The organism is Flavobacterium sp. RNTU_13 (genome assembly GCF_046614455.1).
Classification (GTDB): Bacteria; Bacteroidota; Bacteroidia; order Flavobacteriales; family Flavobacteriaceae; genus Flavobacterium.
The window spans coordinates 352893-373749 of the sequence record NZ_JBKJHB010000002.1 but is presented as its reverse complement, the minus strand read 5'-3'; the positions used below and the strand labels follow the sequence as shown (position 1 = coordinate 373749).

At 41.6% G+C, this 20857-nt stretch carries 19 protein-coding genes; 10 read left to right on the top strand and 9 right to left on the bottom strand.

Features of this window, described 5'->3' with window-relative positions:
* Positions 1–23: 23 nt before the first annotated feature.
* Both ACLI08_RS06750 and ACLI08_RS06745 read right to left on the bottom strand, forming a co-directional pair.
* Entirely contained in the window at positions 24–755 is a 732-nt protein-coding gene (locus ACLI08_RS06750) for an LVIVD repeat-containing protein (protein ID WP_411427701.1), read from the bottom strand.
* Position 756: 1 nt separating this feature from the next.
* Positions 757–1269: a hypothetical protein gene (locus ACLI08_RS06745; protein ID WP_411427700.1), complete on the bottom strand. Its 513-nt coding sequence runs from the start codon at positions 1267–1269 to the stop codon at positions 757–759.
* 158 nt (positions 1270–1427) lie between these two features.
* Here ACLI08_RS06745 and ACLI08_RS06740 point away from each other — a divergent pair, with 158 nt between their 5' ends.
* The 7 genes from ACLI08_RS06740 to ACLI08_RS06710 all read left to right on the top strand — a co-directional run bounded on the left by ACLI08_RS06740 (position 1428) and on the right by ACLI08_RS06710 (position 7743).
* Entirely contained in the window at positions 1428–2309 is an 882-nt protein-coding gene (locus tag ACLI08_RS06740; RefSeq protein WP_411427699.1) for an SDR family oxidoreductase, read from the top strand.
* A gap of 158 nt (positions 2310–2467) precedes the next feature.
* On the top strand, positions 2468–3235 hold the full coding sequence (locus ACLI08_RS06735) for a ParA family protein (protein WP_411427698.1): 768 nt from the start codon (positions 2468–2470) through the stop codon (positions 3233–3235).
* A 9-nt stretch (positions 3236–3244) separates the two neighbouring features.
* Positions 3245–4153 carry a ParB/RepB/Spo0J family partition protein gene (locus ACLI08_RS06730; protein ID WP_411427697.1) on the top strand — a complete coding sequence of 303 codons (909 nt, stop codon included), beginning with the start codon at positions 3245–3247 and terminating at the stop codon, positions 4151–4153.
* Complete coding sequence (locus tag ACLI08_RS06725; protein ID WP_411427696.1) at positions 4153–4743, top strand: DUF5683 domain-containing protein; 591 nt, start codon at positions 4153–4155, stop codon at positions 4741–4743. The genes ACLI08_RS06730 and ACLI08_RS06725 overlap by 1 nt, the downstream gene beginning before the upstream one ends.
* A gap of 9 nt (positions 4744–4752) precedes the next feature.
* Positions 4753–5451, top strand: coding sequence for a 4-hydroxy-tetrahydrodipicolinate reductase (gene dapB / locus ACLI08_RS06720; RefSeq protein WP_411427695.1), 699 nt, complete (start codon positions 4753–4755; stop codon positions 5449–5451).
* A gap of 42 nt (positions 5452–5493) precedes the next feature.
* Positions 5494–7038 carry a signal peptidase I gene (gene lepB / locus ACLI08_RS06715; protein ID WP_411427694.1) on the top strand — a complete coding sequence of 515 codons (1545 nt, stop codon included), beginning with the start codon at positions 5494–5496 and terminating at the stop codon, positions 7036–7038.
* Positions 7039–7119: 81 nt separating this feature from the next.
* Positions 7120–7743, top strand: a complete 624-nt coding sequence (locus tag ACLI08_RS06710) for a WbqC family protein (RefSeq protein WP_411427693.1) — start codon at positions 7120–7122, stop codon at positions 7741–7743.
* Positions 7744–7872: 129 nt separating this feature from the next.
* On the opposite strand, the gene ACLI08_RS06705 is transcribed toward ACLI08_RS06710, so the two are convergent.
* Genes ACLI08_RS06705 through mutL form a run of 4 tightly spaced genes read right to left on the bottom strand, consistent with a single transcriptional unit; the run spans position 7873 to position 12655 of the window.
* On the bottom strand, positions 7873–8916 hold the full coding sequence (locus tag ACLI08_RS06705; RefSeq protein WP_411427692.1) for an endonuclease/exonuclease/phosphatase family protein: 1044 nt from the start codon (positions 8914–8916) through the stop codon (positions 7873–7875).
* 35 nt (positions 8917–8951) lie between these two features.
* Positions 8952–9854 carry a rhomboid family intramembrane serine protease gene (locus ACLI08_RS06700; protein ID WP_411427691.1) on the bottom strand — a complete coding sequence of 301 codons (903 nt, stop codon included), beginning with the start codon at positions 9852–9854 and terminating at the stop codon, positions 8952–8954.
* Between the two features lie 3 nt (positions 9855–9857).
* Positions 9858–10688 (bottom strand): rhomboid family intramembrane serine protease, encoded by an 831-nt coding sequence (locus ACLI08_RS06695; protein WP_411427690.1) that lies wholly within the window; start codon positions 10686–10688, stop codon positions 9858–9860.
* Entirely contained in the window at positions 10685–12655 is a 1971-nt protein-coding gene (gene mutL, locus ACLI08_RS06690) for a DNA mismatch repair endonuclease MutL (protein WP_411427689.1), read from the bottom strand. Before mutL ends, ACLI08_RS06695 begins: the two co-directional genes overlap by 4 nt.
* A gap of 171 nt (positions 12656–12826) precedes the next feature.
* Here mutL and ACLI08_RS06685 point away from each other — a divergent pair, with 171 nt between their 5' ends.
* Positions 12827–14971, top strand: coding sequence for a UvrD-helicase domain-containing protein (locus ACLI08_RS06685; protein WP_411427688.1), 2145 nt, complete (start codon positions 12827–12829; stop codon positions 14969–14971).
* Positions 14972–15007: 36 nt separating this feature from the next.
* Positions 15008–15949: a hypothetical protein gene (locus ACLI08_RS06680; RefSeq protein ID WP_411427687.1), complete on the top strand. Its 942-nt coding sequence runs from the start codon at positions 15008–15010 to the stop codon at positions 15947–15949.
* A 70-nt stretch (positions 15950–16019) separates the two neighbouring features.
* On the opposite strand, the gene guaB is transcribed toward ACLI08_RS06680, so the two are convergent.
* The 3 genes from guaB to ACLI08_RS06665 form a co-directional block, all read right to left on the bottom strand.
* A complete protein-coding gene (gene guaB / locus ACLI08_RS06675; protein WP_411427686.1) occupies positions 16020–17492 on the bottom strand; it encodes an IMP dehydrogenase in 1473 nt (490 codons plus the stop codon).
* A 136-nt stretch (positions 17493–17628) separates the two neighbouring features.
* Complete coding sequence (locus tag ACLI08_RS06670; RefSeq protein ID WP_411427685.1) at positions 17629–18492, bottom strand: hydroxymethylglutaryl-CoA lyase; 864 nt, start codon at positions 18490–18492, stop codon at positions 17629–17631.
* A gap of 128 nt (positions 18493–18620) precedes the next feature.
* Complete coding sequence (locus ACLI08_RS06665; protein WP_411427684.1) at positions 18621–19649, bottom strand: quinone-dependent dihydroorotate dehydrogenase; 1029 nt, start codon at positions 19647–19649, stop codon at positions 18621–18623.
* 160 nt (positions 19650–19809) lie between these two features.
* Here ACLI08_RS06665 and ACLI08_RS06660 point away from each other — a divergent pair, with 160 nt between their 5' ends.
* Positions 19810–20853: a hypothetical protein gene (locus ACLI08_RS06660; protein ID WP_411427683.1), complete on the top strand. Its 1044-nt coding sequence runs from the start codon at positions 19810–19812 to the stop codon at positions 20851–20853.
* The last annotated feature ends 4 nt before the right edge of the window (positions 20854–20857 follow it).

Here is a 20857-nt window from a genome sequence, read left to right as displayed (position 1 = left end):
AGTTAGGCCAGGGCTTTTTTCAGCTAAAACTTTACAGCGCTAATCTGCTGTATGTTTGTTATATCTACCGGATCCAGGTTAAACCTGTAAACCGCATCGTCTGCTATGGCAAACATTTCATTACCCCTAATAATAAGGTCGTTACAGGCTTTGTCTATACTGGTTTTAAGTACGGGATAAGCCGGTGTGGTAACATCAAATATCTTGATTTTATCGTCGCATACCAGCAGGTAGTTTCTGTAAAGCGCTAAGCCCTTTGGCGCCACAAGCGTACGGGAGTTAAGGGTGGCAGGGTGCTCCGGGTCCGTAATATCGTATACCATAAGCGCATTAACATTGTTACCGCACCAGGTATTGCTGTGTAGCGTTACGTAAGCTGTATTGCCATTGGCCACTACAGGGTCGCACGCCGTAAAGTGGAAGGCAGTACCCAGTAGCTGCGGGTCTTCGGGATTTTCTATATTGTACATATACATGCCGCTGCGTGCCCCCATGTACAGACGATTGTCATTGGCAAAAAGGGTCTCAATTTCAAAGCCCACGTGTACCGTATTTACCTGTGTAGGATTAGCAGCGTCGGCTAAAGAAAACACGTTAAGATTTGTTTCATCTACCACGTATAAATAATTGTCCTTTAGAGCAAAAACCGCTAAGGAACCACCCTGGCCGTCACCGGCAGAGGCATTTTCATTACTATCAGTGGCACAAGATACCGCAACCATAAGGCTCAGTAACAGAAGTAGTATTTTTTTCATATTATCTTGGTATCCAGTTTACAATAATTTCATTGTTTCCCGCAGGTGCCCAGTAGCCGTCCGGCGACTTCTTTGACGGGAAAATATTCCGTGTACGTGCTGTAACAGCAACACTGCTGCCTGTATAGTTAAGCGTAACAAGGTCAACCGCCTGGTTAATGTACAGGCTGTTGTTTCGTATGGCTACATCAGTAGCGCCGGGTACCTGTAGGTATGCTTTTTGGGTAGGGTGCGCCGGGTCTGAATAATCATAAATATGGAAACCCTCGTTAACTTCGGTAACAAACATCAGGTTATCTTTAATGTAAATTTTACCGGATTTCTTAACCGGTTTGGCGTCGGTAAGGCTAATGGAGTTTTCCATAGTGGCGCGGGGCATGGTAACCGCGCGGTAGGCAGATTGCGGAGCCTCGCCCGGGTCATCTGTTCCGTGGATGTCTGTAAAAAGGATAAGCCAGCAGCCCTGTAATAAAAACAGCAAAGGCATTACCAGCAGTAGTTTCAGGTATCTCATAGCATGGTGATTTTCTTAAAAGATAAACAATATGCAAAAGGGTTGCGTGCATGCTTAAATATTTTACAATAGCGTAATATTGTAACTACTGCAAAACAAAAGTAGGCGCGCATACTATTTTTAGTATCTTTACTATTACGAACAAACCTCTGAGAACAATGAATTATACCGAAAAAATGCTGCGTGACGACGCACTTAAAGGCAAAACAATAGTAGTAACAGGCGGCGGCAGCGGCCTTGGCAGATCTATGACCAAGTACTTTTTAGAGCTTGGCGCCAAAGTGGCCATAACCAGCCGTGACCTGGAAAAGTTGCAAAATACCGCTAAAGAACTGGAAACCGAAACCGGAGGCACCTGCCTTGCAGTACAATGCGACGTGCGCCATTATGAAGAAGTGGAAGCCATGCTAAAAACGGTTGTAGACAAATTTGGGCAGGTAGATGTGCTGCTAAACAATGCTGCGGGCAACTTTATATCGCCTACGGAACGGCTTTCTGCCAATGCTTTTGACACGATAATAGACATAGTGCTAAAAGGTACTAAAAACTGCACCCTGGCATTTGGCAAGCACTGGATAGATACAAAGCAGCAAAACACCAGTATTTTAAACATAGTTACCACATACGCATGGACAGGTAGTGCCTACGTGGTGCCAAGCGCTACCGCAAAAGCGGGTGTACTTGCCATGACCCGGAGCCTTGCCGTAGAGTGGGCTAAATATGGCATACGCAGTAACGCTATAGCACCCGGCCCCTTCCCTACCAAAGGCGCTTGGGACAGGTTGCTGCCGGGCGACTTACGAGACAAGTTTGACCTGGCCAAAAAAGTGCCGCTTAAGCGTGTAGGCGACCATCAGGAGTTGGCTAACCTGGCGGCATACCTTGTTTCTGATTTTTCGGCTTACGTAAACGGGGAGGTTATTACTATAGATGGCGGCGAGTGGCTTAAGGGTGCAGGGCAGTTTAACTTACTGGAAGCCATACCCGAAGAAATGTGGGATCAGCTGGAAGCCATGATACGTGCCAAAAAAGCAAAATAACATAGCAGGACGGCAGATGCCCTACCTGCTTTATGCATACAACAAGATACTACCACGCCATCACAGCGTGGTATTTTATTTTTTGTACTGTTAACAAATTCCGTTTTCAGGTACCATAAATAATTGTATTTTTACAGTTCGAAAATTTCAATCAGAAAATGGGTAAAATCATTGCTATTGCCAACCAAAAAGGTGGTGTGGGTAAAACAACAACTTCGGTAAACCTTGCGGCAGCGCTGGGTGTACTGGAAAAAAAAGTACTGCTTATAGATGCTGACCCTCAGGCCAATGCCAGCTCAGGGCTGGGGCTTGATGTAGAATCAGTAGAAATAGGCACCTACCAGATACTGGAACACAGTAACACGCCTGATGAGGCTACCGTACCGTGTACCGCGCCTAACGTATCTATAATACCGGCCCATATAGACCTTGTAGCTATTGAAATAGAACTTGTAGACAAGGAAAACCGCGAATACATGCTTAAAACAGCACTGGAAAGCGTAAAAGATAAATACGATTACATCCTTATAGACTGTGCACCATCGTTAGGGCTGCTAACGCTTAATGCCCTTACGGCAGCAGATAGCGTGGTAATACCTATTCAGTGCGAATATTTTGCCCTGGAAGGTCTTGGTAAACTGCTTAATACCATAAAAAGTGTACAAAAAATACACAATCCCGAACTGGACATAGAAGGCTTGCTGCTTACCATGTACGATTCTCGCCTTCGTCTAAGCAACCAGGTGGTGGAAGAAGTACAAAAACACTTTAATGACATGGTTTTTGATACCATAATACAGCGAAATATAAAGCTGAGTGAAGCCCCAAGTTTTGGCGAAAGCATTATTAACTATGATGCTACCAGTAAAGGCGCTACCAATTACCTGCAACTGGCAGAGGAAATTATTAAGAAAAACAGCAAGTAAGGCATTATCATGACAAAAGCAATAAAAAAGCAGGCACTGGGACGCGGACTATCGGCACTTTTAAAAGACCCTGAAAACGACATTAAGTCGGTTGAGGACAAAGGCGCAGATAAGGTTGTGGGTAATATCATAGAGCTTGAAATAGAGTCGATTGAAATTAACCCGTTTCAGCCGCGTACAAACTTTAATGAGGAAACGCTGCAGGAACTAAGCACCAGTATTAAAGAACTTGGTGTTATACAACCTATTACTGTTCGTAAAACAGATTATAACAAGTACCAGCTAATATCCGGTGAGCGCAGGCTTCGTGCCAGTAAACTTGCAGGCCTTACGCATGTTCCGGCTTACATCCGCCTTGCTAATGATAACGATTCGCTTGTTATGGCACTGGTGGAAAACATTCAGCGCCATGACCTTGACCCTATTGAAATAGCCCTTTCTTACCAAAGGCTTATGGACGAAATACAGCTTACGCAAGAGCAGGTAAGCGACCGCGTGGGTAAAAAACGTTCTACCATAGCTAACTACCTGAGGCTGCTAAAACTTGACCCTATAATCCAGACCGGCATACGCGATGGTTTTATAAGCATGGGCCACGGCCGAGCTATAATTACCGTAGAAAACCTGGACGACCAGGCAGATATTTACCAAAAAATAGTAAGCGGTAACCTTAGCGTTAGGGAAACCGAAGCCTTGGTTAAAAGCTACCACGAAGGTGTAAAAAACCCGGACCAGGCAGCGCCGGCAGAAAATAAACCGAATGCTTTTGCCGTTAATGATGACGAGCGCAAAGCATTTACCAATTTCTTTGGAGCAAAAGTAGATGTAAAGATTGATGCTAAAGGAAAAGGGAAAATTACTATTCCGTTCCACTCTGAAGAGGACTTTAACAGGATTATAAAACTGATACAAGGTTAGTGAAAAACTTATTTTTTATACTGGCGGCTTTTTTTCTTTACACGGGTACTGCACTTAGCCAGGAAGCCGGAAAGGAAGAAAAGCCGCCTGTTAACAAAGAAAAGCCAAGCGAAACGGCTGCTAAAAAAACCGCAGAATATAAGTATGACGCCCTTGCTCCCAGCAAGGCAGCGTTTTATTCTGCCGTAGTACCTGGGCTGGGGCAGATTTACAATAAAAGATACTGGAAAGCACCTATTGTATGGGGTGCATTGGGCGTAAGCCTGTACTCCTATGGCTGGAACCAAAAATACTACAAAAAATACCGTAATGCCTACAAGCAGCTTTTATCTGGCCATGCCCTTACCGGCGAACTGGAAGGTATAGACGGCGACCGCCTTATACGGGCACAAAAGTATTACCAGCGTAACCGGGACCTTTCGGCGCTGGTTACAGCAGGTATTTATATACTTAATATTGTAGATGCTAACGTAGACGCCCACCTAAGGCAGTTTAACGTTAATGAAAACCTGAGCCTAAGGCCGGATTTTGAAACAAACGACATTGATAACCAATATCACCTGGGGCTTACCATGAGCCTCCGTTTTTAACCATAACGTATGAAAATAGCACTGCTGGGCTACGGCAAAATGGGTAAAGTAATAGAGCGCATTGCCCTGGAACGCGGACACGAAATAGTACTTAAAAAAACCAGTGCCAATAGTTTTGATGGTTTAGAAAATGCTGATGCAGCCATAGACTTTAGCATACCAGACGCCGCTGTAGAAAACATAAGCCAGGCACTAAACCTGGGTATACCTGTGGTAAGCGGTACTACCGGATGGCTGGAGCAATATCACAACATAGCGAAACTGTGCGAAGAAAAAAATGGTGCCTTTATTTATGGCTCTAACTTTAGCCTTGGCGTAAATATTTTCTTTGAGCTAAACGGCCACCTTGCCAAAATGATGCGTACGCTAAACCAGTACAAGGTAAGCATGGAAGAAATCCACCATACCCAAAAGCTGGATGCGCCAAGCGGCACGGCAATATCTCTTGCCAAAGACATTATAGCCGAATCTGATTACGCAGGCTGGGCTATAGAAAACCCCAAGCCGGAAGATATTTTTATAGATGTAAAACGTATAGAAAATGTTCCGGGTACGCACGTGGTTACCTACGATTCGGAAATTGACTCTATAGAAATAAAACATACCGCCCATAACCGAGAGGGTTTTGCCCTGGGGGCTGTTATAGCCGCCGAATGGCTGGCCGGTAAAACAGGCATCTACACCATGAAAGATGTGCTGGGCCTGTAACATTTTTGTAAAAACACACACTTATACCAAAAACATACAAATATGACTTTAGTTCAGTGGTTTATATTTTTCCTTGCCGTACAGGTAGTACACTTTGCAGGAACCTGGAAACTTTATCAAAAAGCGGGGCGTAAGCCTTGGGAAGCGGCAGTGCCGGTATACAATGCCGTGGTACTAATGAAAATTATTAACCGCCCCTGGTACTGGACCATACTGCTGTTTATACCTATAGTAAACCTGATTATGTTCCCTGTAATATGGGTGCAGATACTTAAGGCATTTGGCAAAGATAAAACCAGCGACTACATTATAGGCATACTTACCGCAGGCTTATACATCTACGCGCTTAACTATTCTGATAAGGCAGTATATAACGGCAATACAGAAACAAAGGAGAGCACGCTTAGCTCACTACTGTTTGCCGTAGTAGTAGCTACTATAGTCCATACGTATGTAATTCAGCCTTTTACCATACCTTCATCGTCGCTTGAAAAAACGTTGCTTATAGGCGATTTCCTGTTTGTAAGTAAGCTAAACTACGGTGCTCGAATTCCTATGACTACCGTTGCAGCCCCTATGGTACACGATACAATTCCGGTAGTAGGCATAAAATCATACAGCAAATGGCCACAGCTGCCGTACATGAGGCTTCCGGGTTTTGAAACCCCTAAGAAAAACGATATTGTGGTATTTAACTGGCCTGCAGATACGGTAAAGAAATTTTTTGACGCAAGCAGCTTTGGCATACGTAAACCGGTTGATAAAAAATCAAACTATGTAAAACGCTGTGTAGCAGCACCGGGCGATATTTTTTCACTTCGCGATGGTGTGGTGTATATAAACGGTAAAGAACTTAAACTTTCTGACCGCGCAAAGGTACAGTACAGCTATAAACTGACTACTAAAGACAAGAGTTCACTTGACCCTAGTTACATTATTAACGACCTTGGGGTTAATCCGGTTGACGTTCGCCTTGTAGGCCAGGGAGAGTACGGTTTTAGTTCGCTTACCGATGAAATGGTGGCCAAGCTAAAAGCAAACAGCCTTGTTGAAACCCTGGAACGTACCGTATACAAAAACAACGACGGTATGCAGAATAAAAACTATATTTTCCCGTATACCCATGACAACTGGACGGTTGACAACATAGGCGATATCTATATTCCTGAAAAAGGAAAACAAGTAAGCCTTACCGCCGAAATGCTGCCTTTTTACAAAAAAATCATTGAGGAATACGAAGCAAACGAACTTAAAGTTACGGGTAACGAAATTCGTATCAATGGTGCTCCGGCTACCACATATACCTTTAAACAAAACTACTATTTTATGATGGGTGATAACCGCCACAACTCTGAAGACAGCCGTTTTTGGGGCTTTGTGCCGGAAAACCACATAGTAGGTAAGCCAGTATTCATCTGGATGAGTTGGGATAGCGTAAACAAGAAAATCCGTTGGGAGCGTATGTTTACCACCGTGGGCGGCGATGGCCAGCCGGTATCGTATTTCAGGTATTTTATTATAGCATTAGCTGCTTACCTTGCGCTTGATTTCTTTGTACTGAAGAAGAAAAAGAAAGCCGAAAATTAATTAATTTGAAAATTTGGAAATTTGGAAATGAAGTTTAAAGCGCATTTTCAAATTTCCAAATTAATTCACTTTCAAATTATCATGACTAATATACTTTTACACCCCACATATTTTCCTTCAATAAGCCATTTTGTGGCTATGGTTAAAGCTGAGAGCATAACCTTTGAAGCAGAAGATAACTTCCAGAAGCAGACCAACCGTAACCGCATGTACATTTATAGCCCAAATGGTGTGCAGCTGCTTAACATACCCGTAAAACACGCGCCTGTTGCCGGACACCAGAAGTTTAAGGATGTAAAGATAGAGACCGCATTTGACTGGCAGAAACAACACTTTAAGTCGCTTGAAGCCGCTTACAGGACGTCTCCGTTCTTTGAGTATTTTGAAGACGATATACGCCCGGTATTTGAAACCAAACACAAATACATGATGGATCTGGACTTCCAGATTATGGAAATTGTATGCCAATGCCTCGGTATGCCTTTTACATACGGTAAAACCAGCGAATACTTTCATGAAGCACAAGGTTTTACCGACTTGCGCCCTTTAGCAAACGGCAAAAAAGACCCCAACCAATTTGACCCCTACACACAGGTTTTTGAAGAAAAGCACGGCTTTATAAACAACCTTAGCATACTCGATCTTTTATTTAACGAGGGCCGGTATGCATTAGATTACCTAAAAAAACAAGAGCTTGTTTATTAGATAATTCGCGGGTTTAGTAAAAATAAAACGGAATCATAAGTACGATGATTTCTTTTCAGAGTTATAAAAGCATCATCAGCTCAGGACTTTAGACTTTAGACTTTAGACATTCGTCTTTAGACTAAAATTTTATTCTGCTTCCTCTTTAATAAAGCTTAAACGTGTAAGAACCGGAAAATGATCTGAGTTTACAAAATTGCTAAACGTTTGGTACTGGCGTACGTCTATAGTTTTATCGGTAAAAATATAGTCAATACGCGCAGGATAGTATTTAAAGTTATAGGATTTCCCGAAGCCTTTACCAGCCTCTTCAAAAGAGTCTTTCATAGTACCGCGTATGCTGCGATACACATAGCTAAACGCACTGTTATTAAGGTCGCCACATATAATCATAGGATAACTGCATTCGCTTTTGTGCTTTTCCATAAGCTCACCTTGCGACTGCTGTTTTTTAAAAGCAGCACCTATGCGTTTAAATATCATTTTACCCTTTTCCTCATCAATACTTTCGTGTATATCAGGGCTGATTTTTATCGACTGAAGGTGAATGGTGTACACACGCAGGGTGTCTTTGCCTTTTTTAATATCGGCCCAAACCGCATTATTAGCCGACTCCGGAAACTGTATATCGCCGGTATTGATAATCGGGAATTTAGAAAAAATGGCCTGTTCTGTCTGACCTTTTTCCGAAAATATAAAACGGTGTCTGTATTGTTTAAAAGCAGTATCCCCTACCGCCTGTTTACTGTACTCCTGCAGGCAAAGTATATCGGGATTTTTCTCTTTTACAAAAGCTGCTATTTTTTTCGGGATATCATGATCCGGCAGCCATTCGTAAAGGTTAAAAAGGCGTACGTTGTAGCTCATCAGCGTAAAATCTGAAGGCTCTTCAGGCTGAACATTAGCACTAAACTTAAACATTTTACTGACAAACGTAATCCCGATAAGCAGGATAACGCCCGAAAGCAACATTTGCTTTTTAACCTGAAACAGCCAGTAACAAAAGAAAAATGCGTTTAACACCAGCATAAGCGGCATAACAAGCGTAAAAACCGAAAGCAGTGGCGAAAGCTTAGGAGCCACAAACGGCAGTACATACGATATTACCGTGAGCACCGTAAGTACGATGTTCAGGAAATACATAAACTTATTAAACCACGACAGCTTCTTCATTTTTTATTTACGCAGTATTGCTAACGGCAGTACAATTACTTGCCAGTATTCCTTAAAAAATCTTTTTCCGCCTGGGTAAGACTATCATACCCACTACGGCTTATTTTATCGAGTATCTCATCTATGCGCTGCTGTGTTATGTCTTTAGCAGGTTTTTGGGCAGCACGGGCGGGCTGTGGATTTGGGTTACGATATACTTTTTTAAAAGGCGTTGCTTTCTTTGGCTTAAATAAATTGACAAAAAAATCGATTATAGCCGATACTCCCTTACTTAAATCAGTACCGTTTTGTAGCAATTTGATGTAAATAAACCCAAACAATGCCCCTGAAAGGTGTGCTATATGCCCGCCACTATTTGAAACCGATACATCTATTAAATCGAGTACAATAAAAACACCGGCAATATGCCAAAGCTTTACCGTACCTATTAACATAAGCCTTACCTGATATTGTGGTGCATACACCGCTGTTGCTACCAAAACCGCCATAATAGACGCCGATGCCCCTACCATAGGTGCAACTACACCGCTAAGCATGGGAATGACCTGGTAACTGCCTATAAACACCAAAGCGGCAAATATAGCTGATAGAATATATAAGCCAAAAAATTGCTTTTGCGTAAAAAAAGTAAGAAACAGTCGGCCTACAAAAAACAGCCAAAGCATATTAAACAACAGGTGCAGAAAATCATAATGCAGAAAAGCATACGTGATTAACGTCCAGGGTTTCCATAGCAAATCAGCCGGTTCAGATGAAACACTAAACCAGTTTGATGTCCCCCCTACTGTCCAGTCAAACTGAGGCAATACTATCCCTCCCATTTTTAGCAGGCTAAAAACAACAAGCGGTATTACAAACAAGCCTACATTCCAGAAAATGAGGCGTTGCACAATCCCGCCAATGCGGTATTCGTTTTTAATATCGTCTATAATTCCCATAGTTTAATTCCAGCGGTTGTGGTTAAACTGATTTTTCTTCCAATACCACATCATAATAAAACCTATCAGGGCACCTCCTAAGTGGGCAAAATGCGCCACTCCGTCATCTCCTTGACTACCAAAAATAGACTGCCCTTTAAGTCCCAGGAATAAATCTCCTAATAATAAAAGCGGCACAAAATATTTGGCTTTAATAGGTATTGGTAAAAATATCATCATCAGTTCTGCATTAGGAAACATAAATGCAAAGGCTACAATAAGGCCATAGAGTGCTCCCGAGGCTCCTAACATAGGGCTTTGGTTTAGCATAGATGCGTCGAACAAACTTTGTAGTGCACCCGGATTTTGCTGAAGATACTGTAGTTTACCGCTTTCCTGAAGAATGGCTAAAGCTGCCTGCTTAAACTTTTCGGTATCTATAACGTCGCCATTGGTGGAATCAATATTAATTATCTTTCTTATAGCAGTTTCTGATAAATTAAGTCCCTGTGCACCATCCAGCAGGCTTTGCATTTCAAAATGATTTATCCCCAAATGCAATAACGCTGCTCCTATACCGCATGAAAAGTAGAAAAACAGAAACTTCTTTGTTCCCCAAAAATGCTCTAAAGGGCTACCGAACATCCATAAGCCAAGCATATTAAACAATATATGCTGTATGCCTCCATGCATAAACATATAGGTAACAAACTGCCAGGGCTGAAAATCAGTACTCGTTGGTGTATGAAGTGCAAGAATGTCGTAGGCTACATGTGTACCTACTACATACGTACCTATAAAAAAAAGTACATTAATTATAATTAACTGCTTTACAGTGTTGGTAATCTGCATCATAAGGCAAAACGTTTATCTAAATCCTCCACACTCATGGTTATGAAGGTAAGTTTATTAAATGGAGATACTCCGGGCTCTTTACAGGCGAAGAGGGTATTAACCATGGTTTCCTGTTCTTTTTCGGTAAGCTGCGTACCTGTTTTTACCGCCAAACTCCGTGCCATAGATTTGGCTATACGGTCGCTTAGGCTAAAACTACTATCGGGCACCTCCTGCTGCATATCGTTAATCAATTCTTCCAGTAAAATAGAAACCTCACTTTCGGCAACATTTACAGGCAATCCGTTTACAATAACGTGATCTCCATATATTTCGGCAAATCCAAAACCAGTGCTTTCCAGCGATGCCCTCATGTCTTTAATCAATGCCATTTCGGCAGGTGTATAGTACAAAACCAACGGAAATAATAGCTGCTGGCTCGACGCCTGCTGTACGGTAATATTACGCAAAAACTGCTCGTATAGTATACGCTGGTGCGCCCTTTTTTGGTCAATAATCACCATACCCGATTTAATAGGGCTTACTATGTATTTCTTGTGTATCTGGTAGGTTTTATAAACGGTAGTTTCTTCTATATCGCTATCGTTAAACAGGGAACCGGTTACTTCTTCCGACTCAAAATCTATTTCGGCAATTTCCTCGTTACTAGGACTTGTACCTACATACAAGCTTTCCCAACTGGGCTGTAATTCTTTTTTAAACGAAGGGATGCCAAAGCTCCCTCCTCCACCTGAGGCCTTACCGGCTAAAACGCTGCCCAGGCTTCTACCACCTCCCGATGATGCGAACGAGCTGCCAAAACTACTGCCGGTACCAAAACTACTGCCGGTACCAAAATTACTGCCTGTAGGGCTATCATCGGCAAACGGATTGTAGTTCCGGTCTACCTCAACCGTAGGCATACTGGCTTCTTTACCTTCATAAGTGTATGGTGTATCCAGATTAGCATCACGGTCAAAATCCAGTACGGGCGCTATATTAAACTGCCCCAGGCTGTGCTTTATGGCCGAACGTAGTATGGCGTAGAGGGCGTGCTCATCGTCAAACTTAATTTCGGTTTTTGTGGGGTGTATGTTTATATCTATGGTGTTTGGGGGCACATCAAGGTACAGGTAGTACGCAGGCTGTGTGCCGTCTTTAAGCAAGCCTTCGTAAGCCGCCATTACGGCGTGGTGCAGGTACGGACTTTTTATAAAACGGTTGTTTACAAAAAAGAACTGTTCTCCACGGTTTTTCTTGGCAAACTCCGGTTTGGTTACAAAACCGTTTATGGTAACAATTTCGGTAGTTTCATTTACGGGAACCAACTTTTCGTTGGTTTTTCCGCCAAAGATATTTACAATCCGCTGGCGCATATTACCCGAAGGCAGGTTAAACATTTCGCTGCCGTTGTGGTACAGCATAAAGCTAACATTGGCATGCGCCATGGCTACACGCTCAAACTCATCTACTATATGGCGAAACTCCACCGTATCGCTCTTAAGGAAATTACGGCGGGCAGGTATATTAAAAAACAGGTTTTTTATAGAAAATGAAGTACCGCGCGGCAGTACCGCCACATCCTGATGGGTAAATTTACTCCCCTCTATAACCAAGTGGGTGCCAAGCTCGTCCTGCTCCTGGCGGGTTTTTAGCTCTACATGGGCTACGGCGGCTATAGATGCCAATGCCTCGCCCCTAAAACCTTTAGTATGTAGCGAAAATAAATCTTCTGCATTACGTATTTTACTTGTGGCATGGCGCTCAAAGCATAAACGCGCATCGGTAACACTCATGCCCTTACCGTTGTCTATAACCTGAATAAGGGTTTTACCGGCATCTTTTACAATCAGTTTAATTTCGGTAGCACCAGCGTCTACCGAGTTTTCCATCAGTTCCTTAACCGCCGAAGCCGGGCGCTGCACCACCTCACCGGCGGCTATCTGGTTGGCAACATGGTCTGGAAGAAGCTGGATAATACTAGACATTTTATTTGTACAGTTGTTTTAAAAAAAGTAAATCAAAGGTACGATTTTTTTGTGGGCGGGGGAAATAGGATTTTATTGGTTAGATTAAAACAAACTAGAATGCACAACTTTTAAAAAAATATATTACGTTTACCGTAATAAATCCAACCCACAAATTAAATTCTTTAAAACTTGACACAGATAAATTTAGGCACACTAAATGAAAGCCAGCAAGAAGCTGTGCTTAGTGATGAAAAAAGGCTTTTGGTACTTGCCGGGGCAGGATCGGGCAAAACCAAAACACTACTCCAAAAAATAATGTATCTCACTGATGAAAAATACATTAGCCCTTCAGAAATATTAGCCGTAACATTTACCAAAAATGCAGCTAATGAAATGATTGATAGAATGATTATTTCAGCAGATGAAAGTGGAGAATATGAAAAACTGCTTTTAAACAAAAGAGTTTCTAAAGCAGATAAAGATAATGCCCGGAATTTTTATCAAAAGAAATTTAAATGGATAGAGAGTTTATCTATTAAAACATTTCATAGTTTTTGTTACTCTATCCTTCGAAATCATGGAGTAAAACAGTTTGACAATAAATTTAGAATAATCGGAGATGAAAAAGCCGAGGGCAATGAAGAGTTGCTCAAACATATAGCACCCATTACTTCACTAGAGGTTTTTAAAAAGCTATTAATAGACCTTTGTAGCGACACAAACTATCTTCTAAAGTTAAAGAGATATATACTTGACTATGTAATTGATAAAATCCATTTACAACATTCCGGTCCTGTTTTTTCGCACAAAGACGGAAAATATTTTACTGCCTTGGATGGTACCAAAGTGCGATCTAAATCAGAACAATTTATTGCAGATTGGTTCTATAGGCACAGTATAAAATATGAATATGAGCCCGAGTTAAACATAAAGGATTTCACATTCAGACCAGATTTTTATGTTCCGGCAGCTAATGTTTACATTGAGCACGTAAGTGACAAGAGCTATCCTACGCACAAGAAAGAGGAGCAATTTAAAAAAGGTAAACTGCTATTGGTTAAAACGTATGAAGAAATGACCAAAGACTCTTCGCTGTTTAATCATACGCTGGACAGTATCTTTAAAGACCGGCTTCCAGAAAATTATCATTCCGATGCACATTTATCTTACAACGAAGAATTTAATCATTATCATGCAGATGTAACAAGCTTCATAGTATCGGCAATGCGTATTACCGATATGATTAAAGTGGAAAATGCGAATATTGAGGAGGTAAAAAAGAAAGCTGAGGCAGATCAGCATGAGCGCGTCAGGATGTTTTATGAATTAGCACTACCATTAGCTAACTCATACATGTCGTATTGCGTTGACAAATCCTATTTAGATTTCAATGATTTAATAACTACGACTATTAGCCTCTTTAAAAATCATCCAGATATAGCAAACAGATACAGGGAGCAATTTAAATTTGTTCTCGTTGACGAATTTCAGGATGTAAATAACCTTCAGGTAGAGTTTATAAAACTTCTTATAAAAGACGAAACCCAATTATTTTGCGTAGGCGACGACTGGCAGAGTATTTACGGTTTCAGAGGTTCTAATGTAAGCTACATAGTAGAATTTGAAAATCATTTTGAAAATGCGAAAACTATAAAACTCAACCTGAACTACAGAAGTACCCAAAATATTGTTGAGGCTAGTAACGAGATTATAAAACATAACAAATTTAAGGTTGACAAGGATGTAAGGTCTTCAAAACGATCTGAACATAAAATTGTAGTTTATTCAGGAAGTACTCCAGATGACAACGTAAAGTTTTGTGTATCCCAAGTTAAAGAATTACTGGAAGAGGGTGTTGCGAATGACGAAATACTATTCTTGTACCGAAGAAGTAAGATGTTTTGGGAATACCGACAGGAATTACAAAATCAGGGAATCAAAGTTCAAAACAAAACCATCCACGCAGCAAAAGGGCTCGAAGCAAAAGTTGTTTTCATTGTAGGACTGAAAGATGGTAAAGGAGGGTTTCCAGACATTTGGATGGAAGACCGTATATTTCAGATTATAAAACCTGCAAATCACGACGACCTTCTTGAAGAAGAGAGAAGGCTATTTTATGTGGCAGTGACGCGCGCAAAAGATAAATTGTTCTTAATTGCAGAAAAAGGCAATGAGTCTCGATTTATAAAAGAAATACCTACTATATATACTGTTAGAGGAAATACAAATTCTAAGGTAGCAGACGAAAAAATTGAGATTTGCGCAAAGTGTTTCAGCCAGCTTGAAAAACTATGGAATATGTGTCCGTATTGTGGTGAAACCATAAAAAGATAATATACAATCAACATCAATTAACACAAAACCATTTAAATGAAAATTATTTACACGCTCCTGTTTAGCTGTGCATTGATTTCCTGTCAACAGGAAACGAAGAAAACCGAACCAAAAAAAGAGAATACCCCCACCGCTAGCATGGCACTTTCAAAAAGGGAAAAAGACTCTATAGAACTGGAAGAATATTGGAAATGGATAAAAGACAAACAGTACCAGGGTATAGAAAAACAAGAAAAAGATACCTTGGCGCTAAAACACCTGGAAATTAACCGTAACGAGGAGTTGCTAAACAATTTTATTAAAGCTTCTGACACATTGCTATCTGGCTTTACTACACAATACACTCCCGAAACACTAAAAAAGCAGTTATATACTATCGACTTTAATGCCGATAAGCTTGAAGATGTTATTTATTACGGCCCTTCTATAAGCGAAGGTAGCGTAGTGCACTTTTTCCTTAATACACAAAGTGGTTTTAAAAACGTGTTTACACAACGGCAGATCCTGCAAAAACCTAAAATGGAAAACGGCAAGCTAAAAGAATTTATAATTTTTAACCCCGGATGTTGTGCTGAGTATCAAGTGGCTGAGTATAAATATATTGTTGATTATATTGGATCCGAGCCTAAATTTGTTTTAGAAAAAACAACTGGCTACTCTAACGACTTTCAGAAACCACAGCAAATGCTGGCAAAAGAACTACCGTTTAAAGTTACGGCAAACGAAGCAATACTTAGACCCGAATGCTATATTTTGAACGCGGAGCACCCGATAATTGGCGAAAGCGGAAATAAAATGGAGTCTTACAGCAAGGGATGGAACGGTAAAGCAATTGCCACATATAACGAAAATGGTACAGAGTGGCTATTTGTACTAATGGAACCTACAAAAGCACAAAAAGGTAATACAGATACTTTTCATGCACAGCCTACCCGCTTATACGGCTGGATGTTAAAAAGCGATACTGATTTAAAGTAACACCAATTATTTAAAAAGACGATGCCCGCTGTATAGCGGGCATCGTCTTTTTAAATATCTCACAAGAGAACTACCTTGAGTAATTAGGAGCCTCTTTAGTAATGGTAACATTATGTGGGTGGCTTTCGGCAATACCGCTTGAGGTAAGGCGTACAAACCGAGAGGTTTCCTGCAGGGTTTTAATATCTTTAGCACCACAGTATCCCATGCCGGCACGTAGCCCGCCTACAAACTGAAGCATGCTTTCAAATAGTTCGCCTTTGTACGGTACGCGGCCCACAATACCTTCGGGAACCAACTTTTTAATATCATCTTCCACATCCTGAAAGTAGCGGTCTTTACTACCCTCCTGCATGGCCTCTACAGAGCCCATACCGCGGTATGATTTAAACTTACGCCCTTCAAAAATGATGGTTTCTCCCGGCGACTCTTTAGTACCGGCAAGCAGCGAGCCCAGCATTACACAGTCGGCTCCGGCAGCAAGCGCCTTAGGAATATCACCCGTGTAACGTATACCGCCATCGGCAATAACCGGAACACCACTACCTTTAATCGCCGCAGCTACCTCTAGCACCGCGCTAAACTGAGGGAAACCTACACCCGCTACCACACGCGTTGTACATATAGAGCCTGGGCCTATACCTACCTTAACAGCATCGGCACCGGCAGCAACAAGGTACTGCGCCGCTTCGGCAGTAGCAATATTACCCACCACTACGTCAAGTTCCGGGAATTTGGCTTTAACCTGTTTTAGCACCGTAACTACACCCTGGGTGTGCCCGTGTGCCGTGTCTATAACCACCGCGTCTACACCGGCAGCCACAAGTGCTTCGGCACGGGTAACAGCATCGGCAGTAACGCCAAGCGCAGCAGCTACACGAAGGCGCCCGAATTTATCTTTATTGGCTACAGGCTTTTTGCTCACCTGGGTGATATCCCTAAAGGTAATAAGCCCTACCAGTTTATTGTGGACATCTACTACCGGAAGTTTTTCAATTTTATGGTTCTGTAGTATTTCCTCGGCTACATCAAGGGTAGTACCCTCTGGTGCCGTAACCAGGTTTTCAGAGGTCATTACCTCAGTAATCGGCCTTGCAAAGTTTTTCTCAAAACGCAGGTCGCGGTTGGTTACAATACCTTTCAGTGTGCCGTTATCATCAACCACCGGAATACCGCCTATTCCGTACTCGCGCATCGCGGCTTTGGCATCTTTTACAGTAGCGGTAAGTGGGAGGGTAACCGGATCTATAATTAATCCGCTTTCCGCACGCTTTACCTTACGTACGTGTGCCGCCTGCTGCTCTATGGTCATGTTTTTGTGCAGTACACCTATACCACCTTCGCGTGCCATGGCAATAGCCATATCGCTCTCGGTAACGGTGTCCATAGCGGCAGATACCACAGGGGTATTAATAACAATGTTTCGGCTGAATTTTGATTGTATGTTTACTTCGCGGGGTAAAACTTCAGAGTAGTTAGGAACGAGTAAAACGTCGTCATACGTTAACCCTTCTCCCATGATCTTAGTTGTGTGTGCTTTCATGGTGCAATTTGTAGTTAAATTGCGTGCAAATATAACACTTTTTTAAGGAACAAAAAAGCAGCTGCATAAATAAAAATCTATTAAGCAGCTGCTTTGGGTTAATCAAATATATTTTACGTATCGCAAACGATATTATTTAATGATACTCCAAAAACACCTTACTCGCCTCGTTATACGCACTCTCAAAACTAAGAGAGTTCAGTCCGTGGTTTGCTTTCGCAGCGGTAAGGTACGACAGTAGTTTTTCGGTAGGCATATTACCCGTAAGGTCGTCTTTAGCCATAGGGCAACCACCAAAGCCCTGTATGGCACCATCAAAACGGCGGCAACCGGCTTTGTAGGCAGCATCTACTTTTTCATGCCACTTTTCGGGCGTGGTGTGCAGGTGCGCCCCGAACTCAATATGAGCAAATGCAGGTATAAGGTTACGGAACAAATAATCAATAACATCTGGGGTAGAGCTCCCTATAGTATCAGACAGGGAGAGTATTTTAACGCCCATATCGGCAAGCTTTTGTGTCCACTCCCCCACGATTTCCACATTCCACGGGTCGCCATACGGATTACCAAAGCCCATACTAAGATAAGCCACCACCTCTTTATCGGCTTTGTGGGCTATATCCAGTATTTCCTGCAGTGTTACCAAACTTTGGGCTATGGTTTTATGGGTATTACGCATCTGGAAATTTTCAGATATGGAAAACGGAAAACCCAGGTACTGTATTTCTTTGTGTTGCGCCGCAGTCTCTGCCCCTACTGTATTGGCTATAATAGCCAGCAGTTTACTTGTAGTAGCAGACAGGTCTAAACCTGCAAGCACCTCTGCGGTGTCCTGCATTTGCGGAATAGCCTTAGGCGATACAAAGCTCCCAAAATCAATAGAATCAAACCCCACACGCAGTAGCGACTGTATGTAGTTTACTTTTAGTTTGGTAGGGATAAATGGTTTTATTCCCTGCATGGCATCGCGCGGACACTCTATTATTCTTACTGTTTCCATTCTTTAGAGCTTCTGAGACACTTAGCAGCTGAGCTACTTAGCTTTTTAGAAAGTTTTCTAACGTGTAAAATAGCATTATTTAGGTCGCTGAACTTTAAAATCACTTTCAAAGTTCAGCGGCTAAGCGGCTATAAATCTAATATCCTCTCGTTAATATCTTTAATAAGCTGTGGGCCTTCGTATACAAAACCGGTGTATAGCTGTATTAGGCTGGCGCCGGCTTCCAGTTTTTCTATTGCATCATCGGCGCTGTGTATGCCTCCCACACCAATTATAGGAAATGCTTTTCCACTTTTTTCAGACAGGAAACGTATTACCTCTGTACTGCGCTTAGTAAGCGGCTTACCACTAAGCCCGCCGGTTTCGTTTTTGGCTTCAGACTGCAAACCCTCGCGGCTTACAGTAGTATTAGTGGCTATAACCCCGGCAATCCCGGTGTCTTTTACAATATCGATTATATCCAGTAGCTGCCCGTCTGTTAAGTCCGGCGCTATTTTAAGCAAAATAGGCTTTTGTTTTGGCTTGGCAGCATTTTTTTCCATTAATGCAGAAAGCAGCTTTGTAAGCGGTTCCTTATCCTGAAGCTCACGCAGGTTAGGCGTATTAGGCGAACTTACATTCACCACAAAATAATCTACATAATCATAGAGGGCATCAAAACATAGTATATAATCACTAACCGCCTCTTCATTTGGTGTAACCTTATTTTTACCTATGTTCCCTCCTATAAGCACATGGTTTTTGCCCGACGGGTTTTTCTTAAGCCGCTCTGCAGCCGCTGCCACCCCACCGTTGTTAAATCCCATACGGTTAATAAGGGCATTGTCTTGGCGCAGGCGAAACAGCCTTTTTTTAGGATTCCCATCCTGTGGCTTAGGGGTAAGGGTACCTATCTCCACAAAGCCAAATCCCATATTACCAAGCTCTTTAAAGGCTATGGCATCTTTGTCTAATCCGGCAGCAAGCCCTACCGGGTTTTTAAATTTTAGGCCGAATACTTCGCGCTCCAGCCGAGGATCGTTTAAACTATAGGCACTGTGTATAAGAGCCGGAACGCCCGGAATGCTGTTTAAAAAGCGAATGGAGGAAAAGGTAAAATGATGAATCTTTTCCGGATCGAACCGAAAAAGAATAGGCCTTATGAGCGATTTGTACATTATTTTAGTTTGTGTTGTTCCTGCAAAAATATGAATTTCAAAATAATTGCCTTTCATTTTGGTAAAAGACTATAAAATATTCGCATTGCTTGTAAATCTCATTGTAATGACTAATTTTGAAAACACTTTTATAACTAACCAATCTTAAATATACATCTGCATGAATCCGGAATTTGAAAAGTTGTTTGAAGCAGCCTTTACAGACGGTTTTATTACCCCAAAAGAACTGGAAGTACTTAAAAAGAAAGCCCTAAAACTGGGAATCTCTGAGGGTGAGCTGGAAATAATGATAAATGCGCGGCAATACACTACAAAACAGGATAGCGACAAACGAAAAGGAAATACAAATAAATGCCCTAACTGTGGCGCAAAAATTAATCCTGAAAAAGATATCTTTTGTCCAAGCTGTAATAATGCAATAAATAAGCCGCAAGAAGAACCCTCAGGGAGAGAGGATGTAATCACTGATTCTGAATATTATACTAATTGCACAAGAAAATCCATTAACGAGCCTAGGATAGCCCAAAGAAGTGAGTTACAGGGATCGGGATGGCAAATTTTTAAATGGTTTAATATTATTTTTAGCGGCGGACTTTACATCCCTTTTAAGCTACTTTTTAAAAAAGAGCCTGTTTTTGATGGCAAAAAAACCGATAATCAAATAAGGGAGGCAAAAGCCGAGATTTATGCCACTATGGTATCCGTTGTAAATAACGGAGTGGGTAACGACGTACAACTTGCAAAATCTATAGTTAACGGCTGGAAGAAAAGAGTACAACTCCAAAGGTTAAAAGATTTTTTTGTTTCATTGTTGTGGTTTGTTGTATTTGGTTTACCTGCATACGGTATATATATGGCTGTAACCAATAAATCTAAAGCAAAACCTATTGAACAGGAGGCACCTAAGCCAGAAGCGAAACTTTCAAAAAAAGTTTTAAAAAAACAAAAATCCGACAGTATTATTAAACTAACCGATAGTTTAGTAAACACCGGGAATATAGATTTAGCCTTAAAAGCTATTGCCCCGCTTAAGGATGAAGAAAGTGATGCATATTTAACTGAAAAAATTTCACAGCTTACAGCGGATAAAAAATTTTCTGATGCTATGAAACTGACCGAAAAAATTGAGTCTTACGATAAATACCAATCTAAAAGACAGGTGCAGCTGGCTATAGCTTTAGATAAATACGCTACTAAAAAATAATATC

Bases quoted from the DNA above. Each gene is read 5' to 3' on its own strand.
- ACLI08_RS06745 (WP_411427700.1), bottom strand. From the start codon at position 1,269: ATGAGATACCTGAAACTACTGCTGGTAATGCCTTTGCTGTTTTTATTA.
- ACLI08_RS06735 (WP_411427698.1), top strand. From the start codon at position 2,468: ATGGGTAAAATCATTGCTATTGCCAACCAAAAAGGTGGTGTGGGTAAA.
- ACLI08_RS06710 (WP_411427693.1), top strand. From the start codon at position 7,120: ATGACTAATATACTTTTACACCCCACATATTTTCCTTCAATAAGCCAT.
- ACLI08_RS06670 (WP_411427685.1), bottom strand. From the start codon at position 18,492: ATGGAAACAGTAAGAATAATAGAGTGTCCGCGCGATGCCATGCAGGGA.
- ACLI08_RS06700 (WP_411427691.1), bottom strand. From the start codon at position 9,854: ATGGGAATTATAGACGATATTAAAAACGAATACCGCATTGGCGGGATT.
- ACLI08_RS06750 (WP_411427701.1), bottom strand. From the start codon at position 755: ATGAAAAAAATACTACTTCTGTTACTGAGCCTTATGGTTGCGGTATCT.
- ACLI08_RS06695 (WP_411427690.1), bottom strand. From the start codon at position 10,688: ATGATGCAGATTACCAACACTGTAAAGCAGTTAATTATAATTAATGTA.
- ACLI08_RS06660 (WP_411427683.1), top strand. From the start codon at position 19,810: ATGAATCCGGAATTTGAAAAGTTGTTTGAAGCAGCCTTTACAGACGGT.
- mutL (WP_411427689.1), bottom strand. From the start codon at position 12,655: ATGTCTAGTATTATCCAGCTTCTTCCAGACCATGTTGCCAACCAGATA.
- guaB (WP_411427686.1), bottom strand. From the start codon at position 17,492: ATGAAAGCACACACAACTAAGATCATGGGAGAAGGGTTAACGTATGAC.
- ACLI08_RS06730 (WP_411427697.1), top strand. From the start codon at position 3,245: ATGACAAAAGCAATAAAAAAGCAGGCACTGGGACGCGGACTATCGGCA.
- dapB (WP_411427695.1), top strand. From the start codon at position 4,753: ATGAAAATAGCACTGCTGGGCTACGGCAAAATGGGTAAAGTAATAGAG.
- ACLI08_RS06740 (WP_411427699.1), top strand. From the start codon at position 1,428: ATGAATTATACCGAAAAAATGCTGCGTGACGACGCACTTAAAGGCAAA.
- ACLI08_RS06680 (WP_411427687.1), top strand. From the start codon at position 15,008: ATGAAAATTATTTACACGCTCCTGTTTAGCTGTGCATTGATTTCCTGT.
- lepB (WP_411427694.1), top strand. From the start codon at position 5,494: ATGACTTTAGTTCAGTGGTTTATATTTTTCCTTGCCGTACAGGTAGTA.
- ACLI08_RS06665 (WP_411427684.1), bottom strand. From the start codon at position 19,649: ATGTACAAATCGCTCATAAGGCCTATTCTTTTTCGGTTCGATCCGGAA.
- ACLI08_RS06705 (WP_411427692.1), bottom strand. From the start codon at position 8,916: ATGAAGAAGCTGTCGTGGTTTAATAAGTTTATGTATTTCCTGAACATC.